This is a genomic window from Gordonia heveisoli, from assembly GCF_030315745.1.
Taxonomy (GTDB): domain Bacteria; phylum Actinomycetota; class Actinomycetes; order Mycobacteriales; family Mycobacteriaceae; genus Gordonia.
The window spans coordinates 58,412-78,384 of sequence record NZ_JASXSH010000011.1 but is presented as its reverse complement, the minus strand read 5'-3'; the positions used below and the strand labels follow the sequence as shown (position 1 = coordinate 78,384).

Here is a 19,973-nt window from a genome sequence, read left to right as displayed (position 1 = left end):
CAGTACCCGGCGCTACCGGTAGATTCGGCAACCATGAACAGTCCGGCCGACGCTCTCCTCGGCATCGTGATCGAGGACCGGTATCGCATTGACGCGCTGATCGCCCGCGGCGGGATGTCGGCGGTCTATCTCGGGGTGGATCTGCGGCTGGGCCGCGATGTCGCGGTAAAGGTCATGGACCACCGCTACACCGGGGACCCGCTCTTCCTGCGGCGCTTCGAATTCGAAGCCCGCGCGGTCGCCGGTCTCAAACATCCGGGGCTGGTCGCGGTGTACGACCAGGGCACCGATCACGACATCGTGTTCCTGGTCATGGAACTCGTCGACGGCGGCAGCCTGCGGGAACTGCTTCGCGAGCGCGGGCCGATGCCGCCGCATGCGGTCGTGGCGGTCGCCGACCCCGTACTCGGTGGCCTGGGTACCGCGCACGCCGCCGGCCTCGTCCACCGCGACGTCAAACCCGAGAACATCCTCATCTCCCATGCCGGCGAGGTGAAGATCGCCGACTTCGGACTGGTCCGCGCCGTCGCCGAGGCCGGCGTCACCTCGGCCAGCGTCATCCTCGGTACCGCCGCCTACCTGTCGCCCGAACAGGTCGAGTCCGCGCACGCCGACGCACGCAGCGATGTCTACTCGATGGGCGTCATGCTCTTCGAACTACTCACCGGCCGAACACCGTTCCGCGGTGACACCCCGATGGCCCTGGCCTATCAGCGCCTCAACTACGACGTCCCGACACCGGGCGATGTGGTCGATGGCGTGCCGCCGCAACTCGATGAGATCATCCTGCGCGCCACCGAACGTGATCCGGCGCAACGTTTCCCGGACGGATTCGCGATGCGCGACGCGTTGCTGGACATGGCCGACGCGCTCGATCTACCGCCGTTCACGGTGCCCGCGCCACACCGGTCCGCCGAGCAGGCCACGATGGCGCGGCATCGGCCGGCCGGCCCCCGGCTGGGTGGTACGCGCGTGCAGTCGAACCCCGGACCGTTTCTGCCGGACTCGACGGGCGCACCCTCCCCCGCACCCGGCGGTGGGACATATGATGCGCGGCAACCCGATCCGGCGCCGGAACCCGGCAGCGAACCGGCACACGCCGATCAGCTGTACGCCGATCCGGCACACGCCGATCCCGCCCGCGGCCAACGGCCTTCGGAGATCGTGCGGCGCGCGGGACTCGCCACCGTCGAAGACCACACCGTGCCCGCGCTGCGGGCGGTGCTGTGGCTCGGCTTCGTGCTGCTCGTCGCGGTCGGTGCCGGCGTCGCCTGCTGGTGGCTGGGCCACCACCTGCTCAGTCTCGGCTGAGCGGCGGCCCCCACTGCTGCGGGACTAGCCGCGCAGCATCTCCGCGACCAGGAACGCGAGCTCCAGTGACTGCTGGGTGTTCAGTCGCGGATCGCAGGCGGTCTCGTAACGGCCGGCGAGGTCCAGATCCGAGATGTCCTGTGCGCCACCGAGACATTCGGTGACGTTCTCCCCGGTCAGTTCGACGTGCACGCCGCCGGGGTGAGTGCCCAGTGCGTGATGCACCTCGAAGAAGCCCTGCACCTCGTCGACGATGCGATCGAAGTGTCGGGTCTTGTACCCGGTGGACGCCTCATGGGTGTTGCCGTGCATCGGATCGCACTGCCAGATGACCTTGTGGCCGGTCTTCTCGACCGCGGCGACGATGGCAGGCAGCACCTCGCGCACCTTGCCGTTGCCCATCCGGGCGATCAGCGTGAGTCGTCCGGGCTGCTTACGGGGGTCGAGCCGCTCGACATACTCGACGGCCTGCTCGGGCGTCGTGGTCGGCCCGATCTTCACCCCGATCGGATTGTTGATCAGCTCGGCGAAGGCGATGTGCGCACCATCGAGCTGACGGGTCCGCTCCCCGATCCACAGGAAATGTGCGGACAGGTCATAGAGCACCTTGCCCGCCTCGGCCCCCTCGGCGGGGCGCGGATCATCGGCCAGGCGCAGCATCGCGCGCTCGTAGTCGAGGACCAGTGCCTCATGCGAGGCGAAGATCGACGCCGACGCCAGACTCTGATCGGTGACGCCGCAGGCGTCCATGAACCGCAGACCGCGGTCGATCTCGGCGGCCAGGGCCTCATAGCGCGCCCCCGCGGGCGAGGTGCGCACGAATTCCCGGTTCCAGTCGTGCACGCGGCGCAGGTCGGCCTCGGCGCCGGTCAGCGCGCGCACCAGGTTCATCGCAGCTGCCGCGTTGGCGTAGGCACGGACCAGCCGCGACGGGTCGTGCGCACGTACGGCCTCATCGGCCGGGAAGCCGTTGACCATGTCGCCCCGGTAGGAGGGCAGGCCCAGCGCATCGGTATCGGAGGAGCGCGGCTTCGCATACTGCCCGGCGATACGCGCCACCTTGACCACCGGCAGGCTCGCGCCGTAGGTCAGCACCACAGCCATCTGCAGCAGCGTGCGGATGTTGCCCTTGATGTGCGGTTCGGTGTTGTCGGCGAAGGTCTCGGCACAGTCGCCGCCCTGCAACAGGAACGCCCGGCCGTGCGCAACTTCGGCGAGTTGGTCGGCCAGCCCCGCCACCTCGGCAGGCATGCAGATCGGCGGCACCGACTCGAGAACGGTGCGCATCTTGCGCGCCTCGTCGGCAGGCCAGCTCGGCTGCTGCAATGCCGGTCGGCTGATCGCGTCGCGGAAGCGGTCATCGAGATCACCCGGCAGCGGCGGCAGCTCGGGGAGTTCGTCGATCGGCACGTCTACGGTCCAGTTCACCACCCAACCAGGGTAGTTCAGAGCGTTGTGCTCAGCGTGACCGGGATCGCTCGATGGCTTGCCACTTGTTCCAGTTGTGACGCGCGTCGGAGAGCGCGTCGTGGGCGTCGCGCGGCGAGGCAGGCAGCGACGGGCGGCCCGCGGCATCCCAGTGCTGGCGCAATTCGCGCGTGTAGCGGGGTATCTCGCGAGGCAGTGCGGTCATCGGTCCCCACAGCTGGCACAACACCACGTGATCGTAGGCACCGACCCAGGCCCACAACTCGACCTCGCCGCCGTCAGCGGTGAAGAAGTCGAGCAGGTCCTCGCGGATGCGACGACGATCCCGCCACGCCGACGACGACGGTGAGGGCAACTTGGGCAACACATTGGCGCGCACCCACTCACCGGCCCGCCCCGGATCGAATTCGGTCGACACCGCGTAATACTCGCGACCGTCCTCGGCGACGACACCGATCGACACCAACTCGATTGTCGTGCCGTCCTCGATAAACTCCGTGTCGTAGAAGTAGCGCATAACCAGAGAGGTTAGGCGCCCCGCGACGGGAGGGATCAGCGACTCATGGCAGCGGCCTCCCAACTGACTCGGCCGAGAAGGTCCGCACCGCGCTCGCTACCCTTGGAACCCGTGCGCTCCAGGTCTGTGCTGGCGACCGCGATCCTGGCGGCGTCGATCATCTCGCGGTTGGTGTGGGACACGCTGACCGTCAACGGCAGGAACTTCGTCGACCTGCACGTTTATCGCGATGGCTCCGCCGGCCTCACCGACGGTTCGCTCTACCACTTCACCTACACCGGTGCGACCGACTTCGCGCTGCCGTTCACCTATCCGCCGTTCGCCGCGGTCGTCCTGTACCCGCTGTCGCTGATCCCGTGGACCGTGGTGGCCCTCGTCTGGCAGGTGGCGACCTTCGCCGCCCTGTACGGCAGTGCCGTCCTCGCGCTGCGGTTGTGCGGGATGGCCACCGGCGCCTACGCGACCGCGGCACTGTGGTCGGCGGGGGCGATCTGGTGCGAACCGGTACGTGTCACCCTCGACTACGGACAGATCAACGTCTTCCTGATGTTCGCGACCCTGCTCGCAGCGACCTGGGCACGCAGCTCACGCGGCGTCCTGGCCGGTGGTGCGCTCATCGGATTGCTGGCCGGCATCAAATTGACACCCGCGATCACCGGACTCTGGTATCTGGCGATCCGGCGGCCACTGGGTGCGGTGTCGGCGGCGATCGCCTTCCTGGCGACCGTGATCGGCTGCTACATCTTCTTTCCCGACATCACCCGCACCTACTACCGCGACCTGATCGGCGACGCCGACCGCATCGGCCCGGTCGCCCGCCCGATCAACCAGAGTCTGCGCGGGGCGCTGACGCGGATCGTCGGCCACGACGTCGGCACCTCGTGGATATGGATGATCGCGGCACTCGTGGCGCTGATCCTCGCCATCGCCGCATGGCGCAAGCTGCGCGAGGACACCTTCGGCGTGCTGATCGTGGTGCAGCTGCTGGGTTTGCTCATCTCCCCCATCTCCTGGACCCACCACTGGGTCTGGCTGTTGCCGATCGCGATCTGGCTCATCCACGGCGGCGGCCGCCGGCGGCGCGGTGCCCCGGTCGTCTTCGGGATCTGGTTCATCCTGTCCGCCGCAGGAATCCCGTGGCTACTCAAGATCTTCACCCAGGTCGGCTGGAATCTGCCCAACGTGCCCGCCGACATCCTCGGGGCGTCCTGGTCGCTGATGGCCCTGGCCACCCTGATCTGGATCGCCGTCGCCGACATTCGGCCCGAACCGGCCAACACCACGCCCGATGCGGCCGCATCGACGACGACCACATCAGATGCCAACTCGGGCGCCGTCGACGGTGAGCCCGCGGTCGTCGTCGCCGCCGCCATCATCGACGGCGGACGCCTGCTGCTGGCCCAACGGTCACGGCCGGCGGCGCTGGCAGGCAAATGGGAACTGCCCGGCGGCCGCGTCGAACCCGCCGAAACCGCGCACGATGCGGTGCGCCGGGAAATCCGGGAGGAACTCGGCGTCGACGTCGAACCCGCCGAACAGCTCGGCGGTGAGGTGGCACTGTCCGCGCAGCGAGTCCTGCGGGCCTACCGCGCGGGCCTCGTCTCCGGGGCACCGCGGGCACTGGAACATCTCGACCTGCGCTGGGTATCGGCGGCGGAGTTGCGCGACTTCGACCTCGACACGATGGTGCCCGCCGACCGTGCCTGGCTACCCGCCCTGATCGACGCGCTCGGCGAACACGAACCCACCTCACCGCAGGTCTGATCCGCCGGCATCGACCCGGCGCCCGCAGCCCCACGCATACGACGAACCGCCCGGGATCATTCCCGGGCGGTTCGTCGTAGAAGCGTCAGGCGGCGGTCGCGGCCGGCGGCTCCGGCGCAGGCTTCGGGTCCTTGAGACTGGCCGCGTAGATGTCGACGTACTGCTGACCGGAGAGCTGCATCAGCTCATACATGATCTCGTCGGTGATCGATCGCTCGATGAACCGGTTGCCCTGCATACCTTCGTAGCGCGCGAAGTTCAGCGGCTTACCGATGCGCACGACGACCTTCGACGGCCGCGGAAAGATGGTCCCGGGCGGATTGAACTTGTCGGTGTTGATCATCGCGACCGGGATGACCGGCACACCGGTGTCCAGGGCGATCCGCGCCAGGCCCGTCTTGCCCTTGAACAGTCGCCCGTCCGGGGAGCGGGTGCCCTCCGGGTACATCCCCATCAGTTCGCCCTTCGACAATTGCCTGCGTGCCGAGATCAGCGCACCCTCGGCGGCTTCGGCACCGGACCGGTCGATGGGGATCTGGCCGACCGCGGTGAAGAACCAGCGCTGGAAACCACCCTTGAGCCCGGTGCCGGTGAAGTACTCGGACTTGGCCAGGAAGTAGATGCGCCGCGGCACCATCAGCGGCAGGAAGAAACTGTCCATCACGGCGAGATGGTTACTCGCCAGAATCGCGGCACCCTCCTCGGGCAGATTCTCCAGTCCCTCGATCTTCGGCCGCCCGAGCACACGGAGCAGCGGACCCAGAAAGACATATTTGAACGCCCAGTACCACATCGCTTCTCCTCACCCACACCTCACCGGAACGACATCCCATCCGAACTCTACCCACCGCGGAACCGGCCTCGCCGGGTAGCCGAGATTGCCCATCACAGTCCTCGGATTCACCGCTCGGATGTGCGCAACAGACCTTGCCGCGCGATCTCGGCCGCACCGATCACGCCGGCCGATTCGCCGAGCTGGGTGCCTCGGATCCGCGCCAGTTGCCGATGGCCGGGACCGGTCACCAATCGGGCGTAATGTTCGCGGGCCTCGTCCAGGAACAATCCGGATGCGGCGCCCACCCCACCGGCGAGCACGATCAGGTCGGGATCGAAGATGTCGGCGATCATCGCCAGCCCCTGCCCCAGCGAACCGGCGAACCCTGCCATCGCCGCGGCGGCGACCGCATCACCGTCGGCGGCGGCACCGGCGACCCGCCGGCCGGTCAGCGAACCCGGATCGGCGGCGACGTCGGCCGCGAGTTGGCTTCGGCCCCAATCGTCGTCGGCGAGCAGTTCGACGACGTTGTCGACCAGGGCGGTACCGCTGCAGTAGCGTTCCCAGCAGCCGCGCTTGCCGCAGGAACACGGCCGACCGTCGGGCACCACCGTCAGATGACCCAATTCGGGTGCGACGCCATAACTTCCGCGGTAGATCTCGCCGTCGAGGAGAAGTCCCGCGCCGATGCCGGTGCCGATCGCCAGCACCAGCGTGTTGTGCCCGCGGGCCGCGGCGCCGAAGCGATACTCGGCGATGGCCGCGGAATTGGCGTCGTGTTCGGCGAAAACCGGCAACCCCACCCGTGCACTCATCTCGGCGGCGACGCGCGCCTCCCGCCAGGGCAGATGCGGCGCGAACCGCACGATCTCACGGTCGGGGGTCAGGAATCCGGCGATGGCCAGCCCGACCGCCTCCGCCGTCCAGCGCGAGGTCAATTCGCCGGTCAGCCGATCCAGACAGTGTTCGAGGGCCTGCGCGGTCGGCGGGGTGGCCGCCCGCAGGGTGTCGAGCATCGTGCCACGATCATCGACCACCGACGCCCGCACGCTGGTACCGCCGATGTCGATACCGATCGTCAACGCGCCCATCAGCTCTCACCGCTCATCTGGCCCACCGGCGCTACGGTCACCGGGGCTGATCCGAACCTCGATCGGCTCGTACTGTCGGGGCGCCTGCGGGGCGATCGGATCCGAGCGCAGTGCGGCAGCAATGGATTCCAGCACCGCGATGAGAGCGGCCAGAAGACGGGCGAGTAGGTCGCCGATCTCGCTGAACAGTCCAGAGATCTCGCCGGACACGTCGGCCAGCCCCACCCCGACCGAATCCAGACCGCCGAACCCGACGGTCGGCCCGGAACCCCGTCCGCCACCGAACAACATGGCGATCTGATCGATCTGATTGGCGAGTGTGAGAAGTAGTTCCCGGACCGGATCTCCGCTGTCGGCGCCCGCCGGATCCTCTCCGGCGGCGTGTTCGTCGTCCGTGGTCATCGCCGGGCGTACTCCTTCCGGAGGCAAGGTCGTTTCCGTCACCGCGAGGTTCACACCCCGGCTCAGGTGCAAAACGCTACCCGGTGACCGGGGTCTGACGCATCCAGGGTAGCCAGGCCACCCGCGGCGGTCGCGCCACGCTCAGCCCCGGCCGGTTCCCGATTGCGGCCACACGGCCGGATCGGGTACGAACCGGATCCGCAGCCGTACGCCATCCCAGGCCGCGTCCACGACCTGGCACCGCCGCAGCACCGACGGCAGGCGCACCGGATGCCGGAACCCCGACACCGTCACGAGCAGATCGTCGGCGCTACGCCCCAGACGCAGCCGATCGGGTTCGGGGAGCAGTTGCGGCCAGGACAATTCGAAGGTGGTGTCGAGTCCGCTGCCGCCGAGCACCGCCACCGTCGCCGACGACGAGCCCTGCGCGCGACCGTGCGGAGGCGCGAAGCTCACCCCGAGTTTGCGTAACCGCGCGACCCGGTCGATGGGCTCCGGCGAGCGCCGGATCACCGTGATCGCAACCGTCGGGTCGTCGGTGCGGACGGTGAGCACCTCGTCGAGGTGGGCGGTCAGTTCGACGGTGCCGGCTGGATCGGCGCCCACCGCCGACTCGTTGACAAGAACCGACGCCAGCGGCAATCCCATCAGATCCAGGTCGGCGAGGATCGGCTGCGCCAGCCGCCGGCCGCGGTCGTCGGCGCCGAGCACCACATGGACGGCAACCGCGTGCGGATCGGTGAACACCTCGGCGATATCGGCGCAGTCGCGGTCGATGGAGTCCACCGCGGCGACCATCGCCGCCAGGGCCGGGCGTTCGGCGGCGACCGCCAACCGCCGATGGCGGGGCCAGAACCGGTTGAGGGCCTGGGCCAGGACAGCACCGGAACGCAGGAGCGCACTCGGGTCGCCGATACCCGAACAGTCGACGACGATGCGCTGCCACTGGCCGCTGACGGCTTCGTCGCGGATGCGGCGCAACAGCAGGAAGTCCTCGATCCCGGGCAGCGCGGTCAGTTCCGCGGCATCGATCTCGGCTACCCGTCCAAGGCCGGGTAACGCGATCCGCGACTGTCCGAGGGTGTCGGCGAGCACCGCGACGAACGCCGACCAGGTCTGCTCGGTGAGGTCGAGTCGTTCCAGCGTCAGCAGGTGCAGGTGAGCGGTGACCGCGACCGCCTCCCCCGGCTGCCGGTAGACCCCGGCCCACGAGGTGATCGGCGATCGTCGGTCGAGAGTGATCAGCAGGGTATGCCGGTCGGGGGCGGTCATCTGGGTGTGCTGAACCGCCCGGGCCCGGGGCCGTTGGGCCGCAGCGGCCGCTGCCGCCACCGATACCCCCGACCCGCCCGGCCCGAGTACCAGGTGGATGGGTGTGAGGTCGATCAGCCTTCGACCCTCTTCTTGAGGTCGTTGAGGGCCGCGTCGGTGATCGCCTTCTCCGCACGGCGTTTGAGGGCACCGATCAACGGCACGACCAGGTCGACCATCAGCTCGTAGGTGACCTTCGTCGAACCGGGCACCTGTTCGGACAGGAGGTACCGGCCGCGCTGATCGGCCTGCAGGTCACTAGACACCAACCGCCACGACACCCCGGTGCCGTCCCGATCCCACTCGTAGGCCAGCACATAGGTGTCCTGCAGGACACCGGCGTCGAGCACGAAGCGAACTTCACTCGCCCGACCCTGCGCGTCGGTGGCCAGCACCTGAACCTCGCGGGCCGCACCCACCCAGTCCGGATAGTGCTCGAAGTCGGCGATGACGGCGAGAATGTCGGCCGCATCCGCATTGATGACGATGTCACGCTCGGTGTGGTCGGCCATTGCTCACCCTTCCGCCGTGACGGCCGGGGCACCGATCTCCCGGCCGGCTTCCAACCGGTCCTTGACCTCGAACGACATGACCTTGCCCGCCACCCGCCGGAACTTGTTGGCCTCGGCGAGGACGTCCGCGCGTGCCTCCGGCGCGTCCGGCAGCGACGCGACCGGTTCGGCATGCAAGAAGTAGTGGAGGACGAATCCGTCGAGGACTGCCTCGCACCAGATTTCCATGGTTCCGGTCAGCGGGCCGTCGACCGTCCACCGCATACCCTGTGGGCCGCGGTCCTCGGTGACCGTCAACCGCAGGTCGGGCCACCAGCGACGCCAGTTGGCGCGCTCGCCGATCACGTCGGCGACCAGCGCGGGAGCCGCGGCGACGAAGGTCTCGTCGGCCACCTGAATACTCGTCACGTCATTAGCTTCACATATTCGCGCCACGCCCGGACAGGTGCCCTGCGTCATCTGGTGCTCTTCAGACCGCCTACCCGGAAACCGACTCGCCGGTAACCTACGGGGAAGGCAGGTCTAACATCTAGGACGCAGCCACGCTCGGACACCTTGCATCCGGGGTCGGCGGCCCATCAACGTCATAGTGAAAGGTTCGACGATGACCGAGTTCAGCGTGCCGGCGAAGTTCTCCATCGCCGATGACGAGAACTGCACCGACATCATCTTCGGCATCGCGGCGAAGAACCCCGAACAGGTGGTGTTCCGCCATAAGCAAGGAGCCGATTGGGTTCCGGTGACCGCTCGCGAGTCCGCCGACCGGATCAGTGCGATCGCCAAGGGCCTCATCGCCGCAGGCATCAACGCAGGCGATCGGGTGGCACTGCTCTCCCGAACCCGCCTGGAGTGGAATCTCTTCGACTTCGCGATCTGGTCGGCCGGGGCCATCACCGTCCCGATCTACGACTCGTCGTCGGCCGCGCAGATCGAATGGATCCTGCGCGACTCCGGTGCCACCGCCATCGTCCTCGAAGACGACGGCCACCGCGCCGCCTTCGAATCCATCGACGGCCTGCCCAACGCCGTCTCGGTCTTCCAGATCGACCGCACCGACGGCCCCGGAGCGGTCGAGCAGTTGGTCGCGGGCGGTGCCGACCTGCACGACGACGAGGTGGCCAAGCGCCGCGCCTCCGTCGGTGCCAAGGATGCGGCCACCCTGATCTACACGTCCGGCACCACCGGCCGCCCCAAGGGTTGCGAACTCACCCACGCGAACATGCTGTCGGAGGTGCGCGCCGTCCTGGAGGGCGACATCCTCGACGAGCTGATCAAGCGAGATTCCAAGCGCCTGCTGATGTTCCTGCCTCTCGCGCACGTGTTGGCCCGCGCCATCACCCTCGTCGCCATCGAGGCCGGTGCCGAGGTCGGTCACACCAGCGACATCGCCAACCTGGTGCCCGAGTTCGCGGTCTTCAAACCGTCGCTGATCCTGTCGGTGCCGCGTGTCTTCGAGAAGGTCTACAACACCGCTCGCCAGAAGGCGCACGACGAGGGCAAGGGCAAGATCTTCGACGCCGCGGCCGAAACCGCGATCGCCTATTCCGCCGCCACCGAACGTGGCCAGGCAGGCCTGTTGCTCAAGATCAAGCACACCATCTTCGACGCCCTCGTCTACAAGAAGCTGCGTACCGCCCTCGGCGGCGAATGTGCGATGGCCATCTCCGGCGGCGCACCGCTCGGCGCACGTCTGGGCCACTTCTTCTCCGGCGTCGGCATCCCGGTCTACGAGGGCTACGGTCTGACCGAGACCACCGCAGCCTTCTCCGTGAACACCCCCGACGGCGTCCGGATCGGTACCGTCGGCAAGCCGCTGGCCGGTAACGCCGTCATGATCGCCGACGACGGTGAGGTGCTGCTGCGCGGCGGCGTCGTCTTCGGCGAGTACTGGCACAATCCCGAGGCGACCGCCTCCGCGATCACCGACGGCTGGTTCCACACCGGCGATCTGGGCACCGTCGACGCCGACGGCTTCATCACCATCACCGGCCGCAAGAAGGAACTGATCGTCACCGCGGGCGGCAAGAACGTCTCCCCCGCCGGTCTCGAAGACGTAATCCGGGCCGATGCACTGGTATCCCAGGCGATGGTCGTCGGTGACGCGCAGCCGTTCATCGCCGCCCTGATCACCATCGACCCGGAAGCGTTCCCGGCCTGGAAACAACGCAACGGCAAGGACGCCGACGCCACCGTGGCCGACCTCACCGACGACCCGGACCTGCGTGCCGCCGTCCAGCTCGCCATCGACAAGGCCAACGAGACCGTGTCACATGCCGAGGCGATCAAGAAGTTCCGTGTCCTGGGTGTCGACTTCACCGAGGAGACCGGCGAGATGACCCCGACCCTCAAGGTCAAGCGCAACGTCGTCGCGGAGAAGTTCGCCGCCGACATCGCCGCGATCTACGCCAAGTAGGTTTCTGACGACGATCGCCCCGCACCGGCCATCCGGTGCGGGGCGATCGTCGTCCAGATACCTTGTCTCGCAGTCGAGTCAGAGCAGCTGCGCCAGTCGCGCCGCCATCTGTCGCCACTGCCAGTTCTCGATGACGAATTCCCGTCCCTGACGGCCCATGTCCGCCGCCGCCTCTCGATTCGACAGGATCGACAACACCGCCAGCGCGACGGCGTCGACGTCGGTGCCGTCCACCACGGTTCCGGTGATCGATTCCCGGACCGTTTCCGGCGCCCCACCCGAGGTACCGGCAACCACGGGGACCCCACTCGCGGACGCCTCCAGGTAGACGATGCCCAGACCTTCCACATCGAGCCCGCCACCCCGCGTACGCGACGGCATGGCGAAGACATCGGCAATATTGTGGTAGGACGGAAGGTCTTCTCCCGCAACGCCTCCGGTGAACAGTACGTCGTCGGCGACGCCCTCGTCGGCGGCCAGCCGGTGCAGCCGTTCGGCATACGGGCCACCGCCGACGATGACGAGTACGACGTCGGGGATCTCGCGCCGGATGAGCGGCAGCGCCCGGATCAGGGCATCCTGTCCTTTCCGCGGCACCAGCCTCGACAGACACAGGATCGTCGGCCGATCGCCGATTCCCAACGTCGCCCGCATCTGTTCCCGTGCCGCCGGATTCGGGGCGAAACGGTTGATGTCCACCCCTGGCGGCAGATACTCAAGGGACGCCTGAGCACCGAAGGCGGCGGCGAAACGTCCACGGGTATACCGGCTCACGAAGGTGATCACGTCGGTGTTCGCGCCGATGAACCGCAGCACCTGCCGGGCGCCCGGCAGCATCGACCAGCCCACCTCATGCCCGTGGGTACTCGCCACCACCCGCTGCGCGCCGGCACGGCGGACGGCGGGCGCCAGCACCGCAAGTGGCGCCGCCGCCCCGAACCACACGGTATCGATCTGTTCGCGTTCGATGATCTTCGCGGCCCGCCGCGCGACCAGTGGGGTCGGCAGCATCAGGGTCGTCGGGTGCCGGTACACGCGATAGGGCACCTTCGCGTCGAACTCCACATGCGAATCACCCCGCCACCGCGGGGCGTAGACGACGATCTGCTCAGGCGGCAGCAGGTCGACGAGGTTCTGCAGATACGACTGGATGCCACCCGCACGCGGCGGGTAGTCATTGGTGATCAGCAGCGTTCGATTCATTCAGCGGACCTGTTCGGTGAGCCAGCTGCGCCAGTCGGCGACGAGCCGGGTGCGGGTGATGCCCAGCGCGGCCTGGACGGCGGCGTCGGCTCGGCCCCGATCGGCCGTGGCCGCCACGCCAAGGTACAGGTTCTTCAGCCGATCCTCGCCGAACCGTTGCGCGACGTAGGCCGCCATCGACCAGGCCGATTGGTAGGCCAGCTGAGCTTGCGCCCCACCCGCGAGGAAGTCGGCGTCGGCCGGCGGTCCGGCAGGCGCCCCCGACGACCGCACCGCTTCCGCGAGATCGGGGGCGGCATCCGGGATCCGAGTGTAAGTGCCCTTCCGGCCGACATATTCGGGTACGCCTTCGGTGAGCCACATCGGCGCCGCCGTCGAGGTACGCAGCCGGGCGGCGACGTGAGTCAGTTCATGGCGCAGCACCACGCCGAGCGCGGGTTCGGGCAGGTCGCGCGCCGCCGGGGTCAGGATCACCCGTTGCCCGATCACCACCTGATTTCGCGTGTCGATCCGGTCGAAGACGGTGGCCGCCGCGGTTCCTACCCCGCCACCGGCGGCGAGCGCCGCGAATTCGTCGTCAGATCCGGTGGCAACCACCACGGCGCGCTGCGGCCACTCCCCGCCCCAGAACGCGGTGACGGCGGCGATGGCACCGGGCAGCAGCCGGCGCACGCGGGCCACCTCGGTGTCGGTACCCCGGTAGGAGGCGATCACCGACGTCCCGCCTGCGGTGGCCACGTCGGTCGCGGCCAGACCCGGCAGCTCCCACAACTGGGTGGCCGGTGGCGTCTCGGCGACCAGCGTCGCGTCCCCCACCAGCTTCCAGCTGTCCCCGTAGCGCGCGACGACGAGCGGATAGGACTGCACGATCTCCGGTTCGTCGGCTCCGGGCGTCGACGCACCCCCCAGCGCGTGATGAACATCGACCGGCGCCAGCCAGGAATCGGAACTGCCCTGGGCGTCCAGTCGCGACTGGACGGCCTCGGGCAGAAGGCGTTCGGCCTCTTCGGTGGGCGCCAGCCGCAGACTCAGCAGCCGGGGACGCAGCGACCGGCCGCGCGGTCCGGGCGCGGTCCGGGCGAGGTTGCTTGCCACGGTCATGATCCGGGTCCGGAACCCCGGGGACGCAGAATCGTCGAGCAGCGCGGCCACCGTCGCGGTGTCGCCGCGCAGCAGTGCGGCGCTCAAGCTGTCCAGCAGTGCGCCGACACCGTCGGCACGCTGGCGTTCGTAGACGTTGAGTGCGGTGGTCGGTCCACTCCCACCCGATACCCCGACCACCGATGACGGTCCCGGCGACGGCGTCTCACCGCCGCTACAGCCAGTGAGGGCGAACCCGGACAGGGCGACGACGAGTGCGCCGGTCAGTGCGCGCCCGACGATCGCGCCGGACATGCGGGATCGTCGCACCGCGGTCGGTGTCAGTACCGCCGAGCCGTGTTGTACGGCCCGGCCTCGTCGACCGGAACGACCTTGACCGGAACGCCGAAGGTGGAGGCGTGAATGACGTAACCGTCACCGACGTACATCCCGACGTGCGTGGCACCGCCGTAGTAGATGATCAGGTCGCCGGGCTGCAGATCCTTGCGGTCGACCGGAGTTCCCGACCCCATCTGTGCCTGGCTCGACCGCGGCAGAGTCCGGCCGGCCTGCTTGAAGGCCCACACCATCAGGCCCGAGCAGTCGAACTGGTCGGGGCCGGTGGCACCCCACACGTAAGGATCGCCGATTCTGGTGAGCGCGGCCTGGACGGCGATCAGCGCCGCCGAGGTGCCCCTGGGCACGATCCGCGGGTCGAAGTCGAACTTCTGTCCCTTGAGGGCGGCGAGCTGGCGGCCGGTCATCGAGTTGTAGACGGCCCGGATCCGGATCGCCTGCAGCTGGACGTCGGCCTGCTTGGCCTGGAGGTCTCCGCGGACACGTTCGGCCTTGGACACGGCCTCGGTAGCGGTGGACGCGGTCTCCTCGGCGTCGGCCTTGGCGGCGACGATCCGCTTGCGACTGTCCTTGAGCTGGGCCAGGTCGCGGGCGGCCTGCCGCGCGATCATGTCCAGCCCGGACATCTGATCGAGGAGTTGCTGCGGCGAATCGGCGACCAGCACGGCGTACAGGCCGCCGATGCGGGCACCGCGGTAGCTGGCGCGGACGATCCCGTCGACACGCTTCTGGTAGACGGCCAGCTGAGCACCGGTCGTGTCGAGCTGACGCTGCGCATCCGCGGCGGCCTTGCGCGAGGTGACCACCAGCCGACGCTGCTTGTCGTACTCGATCTGGGCGTTGTGCATCGCCTCGGTCGTACGTTCGGCGTCGACACCGAGCTTCTTGTAATCGGCGACCAGCTGGTCGGCGGTCCGGGCCGGAATGGCGTTCGCCTGGCCGGCGTCTCCGGAGATACCGACCTGAACCGCGAGCACGACGGACATCAGACCCGCCGCGATGATGGCCGGGAAGGAACGCGAATGCATCATCGCGGCGATGCGACCGCTTCCCGATCGGGATACCACTCTGTCATCTCTCCTCTACATCAAGCCGTTTGGGCCAGATGACAGGTGTGGGCGGATCACGCTGTGCGCGACCCGCCCATCACCAGATGTCACTCCATCGTCGTACGGCTCAGTAACGCCGAACGCCGACGAGCGACCACTCCTTGACTGCGGCCTTCTTCACCGGCACGCCATAGGTGGAGGCGTGGATGAACATGCCGTTGCCGATGTACAGGCCGGCATGGCCGCCACCGTTGAAGATCAGGACGTCGCCGGGCTTGGCATCGGCGTAGGACACGGCACGGCCGCCGCCGAGCTGTCCGTAGCTGTCCCGGGGAAGGGTGCGTCCGGCCTGCTTGTAGGACCAGTAGACGAGACCCGAGCAATCGAATGCGTCCGGTCCGGCCGATCCGTACGAGTAGGGGGCGCCGAGCTTGGATTCAGCGGCGCGCACAGCCTTCTCACCGGCGGTCAGCTGCGGCATCCCGAACGGCGAGGCCTTGCCGCCGTGAGGCTTGAACTGATCCGGGATCTGGTTCTGGGTGAGTCCGGGGACGGTGAAGGTTCCGACATTCGGAATCTCCACGGTCGCGGCCTGGTTCTTGGCAGGCTGCTGCTTCTTGACCGGTGTGGCCTGGTGATGGGCGCCGGGCAGTTCGATGGCACCGAGGCCGGGGACCTGAATTGGGGCAGCCAGGGCGGGACCGGCAGCAGCGGCGAGCGAACCGACCGTGATCGATCCGGCGATCACCGCCTTCTTGGCAACACTGCCCCCGCGGTTGGGCTGTTCCAAACGATGTTTGGCCACGAAGCGAGTTCTCCTTATTTCTCCCTCTATCGCCTACCGAGTTAGCTGTCGGGTTCGGGCCGGAAGAGTGGCCCTACACATGCGGGATCCCGACGTGTCGATATGACACGCACGGCATTACGCACGCGATTCACCCCGATTCGGACAACGTCCGAAGATGGTGGTTCCCCGGTTCGCCACGAGGGCGATTAAGCGATGACCTCGTGCAGACCACTTCTTGGTGAAGCGGGACGCTCTGCAAAGGTCTCAGAAAGGTTACGAAACCAGATGCGGGTCTGTCCACCAGGGCCGCACACTCGGCGATTCGCCCGTTTTTCAGCCGGCTCGCAAAATTCGCAGCGATCGGCCGCCGACAGGCCCCTGAACTGCCGTTTTCGAGCTTCTTGCAGATCGTGCAGCAGCATTCGACACCATTGCAGCCGAGACGAATTCATCGATGGCGGCATCGATCACATGATCGTCGGAGTCGTGCGGATCCGGGCGCCGATTCTGCGTATCCTCCCAGTTCGGAGGCCCGAGAAGCACATTGACGATGCATCCCTCACAGGCGAGGGGACGACCTGGACAGCTGGTGCACTCGATGTACATATGTGATCTCCATCTCAATTGCGGTCTCGGTGACCGATGGCGGCCGATTCGACCTCGAAAACCACCCGGTTCCGACTGGGACCGACACTAAGACCGGGCACCGACAAAACCGTTCGCACCATCCGTCACGGCCACCACTCGAGCAACATCACAACTACGATCGAAGCCTTGTCGGACCATCGAACTAATGTTCGTCACGTGAGTGTGACAACCCGCGCCGGATCAGCGACCGAAGGCCAGCTGACCTTCGCCGATCTCGACGCCGACACCACCGACGACCCGCACGGCTTCTCCGATCGCGCACTGTTCGACACCACCCTCGTCGTGGTGGACCTGGAGACCACCGGCTCCAACCACCACGACGACCGCATCACCGAGATCGGCGCGGTCAAGATCCGCGGCGGCGAGGTGGTCGGCGAGTTCGCCACCCTCGTCGACCCCGGCCGCGCGATCCCACCGCAGATCGTCACCCTCACCGGCATCACCGAGATGATGGTCAGCGCCGCACCACCCATCGAGCAGGTGTTGCCCGCCTTCATCGAATTCGCCCGCGGATCGATCCTGGTGGCCCACAACGCCCGTTTCGACATGGGCTTCCTCCGCCAGAACGCGATGCGCCTCGATCTCGGCTGGCCGTTCACGCTCAGCCTGTGCACGGTCACCATGGCCCGTCGCATCCTCAGCCGTGACGAGGCCCCCACCGTCCGCCTCTCCGCCCTCGCCGACCTCTTCGACGTCTCGGTCCGCCCCACCCACCGCGCCCTCGACGATGCCCGGGCCACCGTCGAGGTGTTTCACCACCTCCTCGAACGGGTGGGCAATCAGGGGGTACACAGCGTCGGCGAACTCACCGACTACCTACCCCGTGCCAATCCCCGCCTCCGCGCCAAACGCCATCTGGCCGATGGTCTCCCGGCTCGGCCAGGCGTCTACCTGTTCCGCGGCCCCGCCGGTGAGGTGCTCTACGTCGGTACCGCGGTCGATCTGCGCCGCCGGGTGCGTTCCTATTTCACCGGTGCCGATCCGCGGCGGCGCATCGGCGAGATGGTCGCCCTCGCCGAGCGCATCGACCATGTCGAATGCAGCCACGCACTCGAAGCGGCCGTGCGCGAGTTGCGCCTCATCGACGCGCACACCCCCGCCTACAACCGCCGCTCCACCCAGCCGCGCCGTGGTTGGTGGATCACCTTGACCGCCGAACGGTTCCCGCGACTCAAGATCGCGTGTACCCCGACACCCGACTCCATCGGCCCGATCGGCAACCGAACGACCGCGGCCACCGTCGCCGACGCGCTCGCCGCGGCGGCCGGATTGCGCAGCTGCACCACCCGGCTGGGCGCGCGCAGCCTGCACTGGTGCACCTCCGACTCACCCGTCGGGCGGTGCCATGCGGCGTCCGCCCAACCCCAGACGCTGCCCGACTACCTACCCCGGGTGATCGCCGTGCGCGCGGCGATGCTCGGCCAGTCCGACGAACTACTCGGCATCCTCGACACCCGGCTCGGCGAACTCGCCGATTCCCGGCTGTTCGAAACCGCAGCCCGCCATCGCGACCGGCTGGCGGTCACCATCGAGGCACTCGCCCGGTGTCAGCGGCTCGGCTCGTTGTGCACGATCGCCGAACTGGTCGTCGCCCGCCCGGATGCGCGGGGCGGCTGGCACTTCGCCGTCATCCGCCACGGGCGACTCGCCGCGGCCGGGGGCGCCCGACGGGGAGTGTCACCGATGCCGGTCGTCGACGCCCTGGTCGCATCCGCGGAGACCGTCATCCCCGACGACGGTCCGCTCGCCGGGGCGAGCCCCGAGGAGGCTGCCCTGATCTACCGCTGGATCACCGAACCCGACGCGCGCATCGTCGACTGCTCGGCGCCGCTGACGCTGCCCACCGGAAGCGCCGAACGCCGGATCGGGTGGGTCACGACCGCACGGGCCGCCCGCGAAACACCGCCGACACTGTCTAGGCTGAGGTCATGATCACCGCCATCGTGCTCATCCAGGCCGACATCCACCAGATTCCGGAGACCGCACAGGCGGTCGCCGACATCCCCGGGGTCGCCGAGGTCTACTCCTGCGCCGGCGACGTCGATCTCATCGCCAAGATCCGGGTACGCAACCACGAAGAGATCGCCGAGGTGGTTACCGGCAAGATCAACCGGCTGACGGGGGTACGCCACAGCGCCACCCACATCGCCTTCCGCAGCTATTCCAGCTCCGACGTCGAAGGCGGATTCTCCATCGGCGAGGAGTGACCGCCGGACCGCTCAGCCGGCGGCGAGTTCCGTGCTGAGCTCCGCCCACCGACCCAGAAGTGACTGGGCCGCACCGGAATCGATCGATTCTGCCGCACGCCCCAAGGCCGCCCGCATCGCTTCGGTCAGCTCCTCCGACGTCATTGCCGACTCGGATTCGAAGGCGACGATCGCGCCGGCCGCGTTGAGCAACACCGCATCGCGCACCGGGCCCGACGCACCGGCGAACAGCTCCCGGGCGATGCCGGCGTTGACGCCTGCGTCACCGCCTTGCAACGCCGACAGCGCCACCCGCTCGATTCCGAGATCCGTTGGGTCCAAAGCCAGTTCGCTGACCTGCCCGCCGACGACCTGCCATACCGTGGAGGTCGTGGTGGTGGTCAGTTCGTCCAGCCCGTCGTCACCGCGCACCACCAGCGCCGACATCTGACGCTCGGCGAGCGCCTGCGACAGCACCGGCGCCAGATCGTCGAAGGCACATCCGATCAGCCCGCGGTTCGGCTGCGCCGGGTTGGTCAGCGGACCGAGCACGTTGAACACCGTCGGGATACCGATCTGCTTACGCGGCGGACCGGTGAAGCGGAAGGCCGGGTGGAAGACCGGGGCGAAGCAGAAGCCGATACCGAGTTCACGCACGCACCGCGCGACCGACTCGGCGTTCAGCGAGATCGCGACACCCAGTTCTTCGAGCACATCGGCACCGCCGGACTTCGACGACGCCGCGCGGTTGCCATGTTTGACGACCGGCACACCGGCCGCCGCGATCACGATCGAGGTCATCGTCGAGATGTTGACCGTGTGCGAACGGTCACCGCCGGTGCCCACCACATCGACCGCCGGTCCCGGCACGTCGACGAGGGTGGCGTGGTCGAGCATCGCCGAGGCCAGTCCGATCAGCTCCGCGGGTGAAGCACCTTTCATCTTCACGCCGACACCGAAGGCCGCGATCTGCGCGCCGGTCGCCGCGTCGGACATGATCTCGTTCATCGCCCAGGAAGCCTCCTCGACGGTGAGATCGTGCCGATCGGTGACCTTGCCGAGGATCTCCGGCCAGGTATGCGAGGTCTGCGCGGTAGTCACGGCTATACAGACTATCCGCCCGCCACCGCGCCGGACCG

Annotated in this window: 18 protein-coding genes and 1 riboswitch; of the genes, 5 read left to right on the top strand and 13 right to left on the bottom strand. The window is 68.0% G+C overall.

The genetic code is table 11. The features are described from left to right. The first annotated feature begins 33 nt into the window (after positions 1-33). Positions 34-1,311 (top strand): protein kinase domain-containing protein, encoded by a 1,278-nt coding sequence (locus QSJ18_RS11575; protein ID WP_286326602.1) that lies wholly within the window; start codon positions 34-36, stop codon positions 1,309-1,311. Positions 1,312-1,335: 24 nt separating this feature from the next. Here QSJ18_RS11575 and QSJ18_RS11570 read toward each other — a convergent pair whose 3' ends face one another. Together QSJ18_RS11570 and QSJ18_RS11565 are read right to left on the bottom strand one after the other, a co-directional pair. After that, positions 1,336-2,742 carry a class II 3-deoxy-7-phosphoheptulonate synthase gene (locus QSJ18_RS11570; protein ID WP_286326601.1) on the bottom strand — a complete coding sequence of 469 codons (1,407 nt, stop codon included), beginning with the start codon at positions 2,740-2,742 and terminating at the stop codon, positions 1,336-1,338. A 28-nt stretch (positions 2,743-2,770) separates the two neighbouring features. Further along, on the bottom strand, positions 2,771-3,256 hold the full coding sequence (locus QSJ18_RS11565) for a polyadenylate-specific 3'-exoribonuclease AS (RefSeq protein WP_286326600.1): 486 nt from the start codon (positions 3,254-3,256) through the stop codon (positions 2,771-2,773). A gap of 111 nt (positions 3,257-3,367) precedes the next feature. Here QSJ18_RS11565 and QSJ18_RS11560 point away from each other — a divergent pair, with 111 nt between their 5' ends. Next, the gene (locus tag QSJ18_RS11560; protein ID WP_462476053.1) at positions 3,368-5,020 is read left to right on the top strand and encodes a mannosyltransferase; all 1,653 of its coding nucleotides are present in this window, start codon (positions 3,368-3,370) and stop codon (positions 5,018-5,020) included. 85 nt (positions 5,021-5,105) lie between these two features. Here QSJ18_RS11560 and QSJ18_RS11555 read toward each other — a convergent pair whose 3' ends face one another. The 6 genes from QSJ18_RS11555 to QSJ18_RS11530 all read right to left on the bottom strand — a co-directional run bounded on the left by QSJ18_RS11555 (position 5,106) and on the right by QSJ18_RS11530 (position 9,570). Continuing rightward, complete coding sequence (locus tag QSJ18_RS11555) at positions 5,106-5,813, bottom strand: lysophospholipid acyltransferase family protein (RefSeq protein ID WP_286326598.1); 708 nt, start codon at positions 5,811-5,813, stop codon at positions 5,106-5,108. Positions 5,814-5,920: 107 nt separating this feature from the next. Next, on the bottom strand, positions 5,921-6,886 hold the full coding sequence (locus QSJ18_RS11550; protein WP_286326597.1) for an ROK family protein: 966 nt from the start codon (positions 6,884-6,886) through the stop codon (positions 5,921-5,923). Between the two features lie 6 nt (positions 6,887-6,892). Further along, complete coding sequence (locus QSJ18_RS11545; RefSeq protein ID WP_286326596.1) at positions 6,893-7,288, bottom strand: hypothetical protein; 396 nt, start codon at positions 7,286-7,288, stop codon at positions 6,893-6,895. A 141-nt stretch (positions 7,289-7,429) separates the two neighbouring features. Next, the gene (locus tag QSJ18_RS11540) at positions 7,430-8,653 is read right to left on the bottom strand and encodes an ArsA-related P-loop ATPase (protein WP_286326684.1); all 1,224 of its coding nucleotides are present in this window, start codon (positions 8,651-8,653) and stop codon (positions 7,430-7,432) included. A gap of 20 nt (positions 8,654-8,673) precedes the next feature. Next, positions 8,674-9,111 carry an SRPBCC family protein gene (locus QSJ18_RS11535; protein ID WP_286326595.1) on the bottom strand — a complete coding sequence of 146 codons (438 nt, stop codon included), beginning with the start codon at positions 9,109-9,111 and terminating at the stop codon, positions 8,674-8,676. Positions 9,112-9,114: 3 nt separating this feature from the next. Continuing rightward, positions 9,115-9,570 carry a hypothetical protein gene (locus QSJ18_RS11530; RefSeq protein WP_286326594.1) on the bottom strand — a complete coding sequence of 152 codons (456 nt, stop codon included), beginning with the start codon at positions 9,568-9,570 and terminating at the stop codon, positions 9,115-9,117. A 145-nt stretch (positions 9,571-9,715) separates the two neighbouring features. On the opposite strand from QSJ18_RS11530, the gene QSJ18_RS11525 reads away from it, so the two are divergent. Continuing rightward, positions 9,716-11,524: an AMP-dependent synthetase/ligase gene (locus QSJ18_RS11525; protein ID WP_286326593.1), complete on the top strand. Its 1,809-nt coding sequence runs from the start codon at positions 9,716-9,718 to the stop codon at positions 11,522-11,524. Between the two features lie 78 nt (positions 11,525-11,602). On the opposite strand, the gene QSJ18_RS11520 is transcribed toward QSJ18_RS11525, so the two are convergent. From QSJ18_RS11520 to QSJ18_RS11505, 4 genes are all read right to left on the bottom strand, one after another. Continuing rightward, positions 11,603-12,727, bottom strand: coding sequence for a glycosyltransferase family 4 protein (locus QSJ18_RS11520; protein ID WP_286326592.1), 1,125 nt, complete (start codon positions 12,725-12,727; stop codon positions 11,603-11,605). Then, a complete protein-coding gene (locus tag QSJ18_RS11515; protein WP_286326591.1) occupies positions 12,728-14,122 on the bottom strand; it encodes a gluzincin family metallopeptidase in 1,395 nt (464 codons plus the stop codon). Between the two features lie 26 nt (positions 14,123-14,148). Further along, entirely contained in the window at positions 14,149-15,150 is a 1,002-nt protein-coding gene (locus tag QSJ18_RS11510; protein ID WP_462476058.1) for an NlpC/P60 family protein, read from the bottom strand. Positions 15,151-15,340: 190 nt separating this feature from the next. Then, positions 15,341-16,018: a C40 family peptidase gene (locus tag QSJ18_RS11505; protein ID WP_286326589.1), complete on the bottom strand. Its 678-nt coding sequence runs from the start codon at positions 16,016-16,018 to the stop codon at positions 15,341-15,343. Positions 16,019-16,033: 15 nt separating this feature from the next. Then, positions 16,034-16,223: riboswitch (cyclic di-AMP (ydaO/yuaA leader) on the bottom strand. 581 nt (positions 16,224-16,804) lie between these two features. Between QSJ18_RS11505 and QSJ18_RS11500 the strand changes: the two genes are divergently transcribed. Both QSJ18_RS11500 and QSJ18_RS11495 read left to right on the top strand, forming a co-directional pair. After that, positions 16,805-18,580, top strand: a complete 1,776-nt coding sequence (locus QSJ18_RS11500) for a DEDD exonuclease domain-containing protein (protein WP_286326588.1) — start codon at positions 16,805-16,807, stop codon at positions 18,578-18,580. Next, complete coding sequence (locus QSJ18_RS11495) at positions 18,577-18,855, top strand: Lrp/AsnC family transcriptional regulator (protein ID WP_286326587.1); 279 nt, start codon at positions 18,577-18,579, stop codon at positions 18,853-18,855. Before QSJ18_RS11500 ends, QSJ18_RS11495 begins: the two co-directional genes overlap by 4 nt. A gap of 12 nt (positions 18,856-18,867) precedes the next feature. Here the strand turns inward: QSJ18_RS11495 and trpD are convergent, their stop codons facing one another. Then, a complete protein-coding gene (gene trpD / locus QSJ18_RS11490) occupies positions 18,868-19,935 on the bottom strand; it encodes an anthranilate phosphoribosyltransferase (protein ID WP_286326586.1) in 1,068 nt (355 codons plus the stop codon). Between the last annotated feature and the right edge of the window lie 38 nt (positions 19,936-19,973).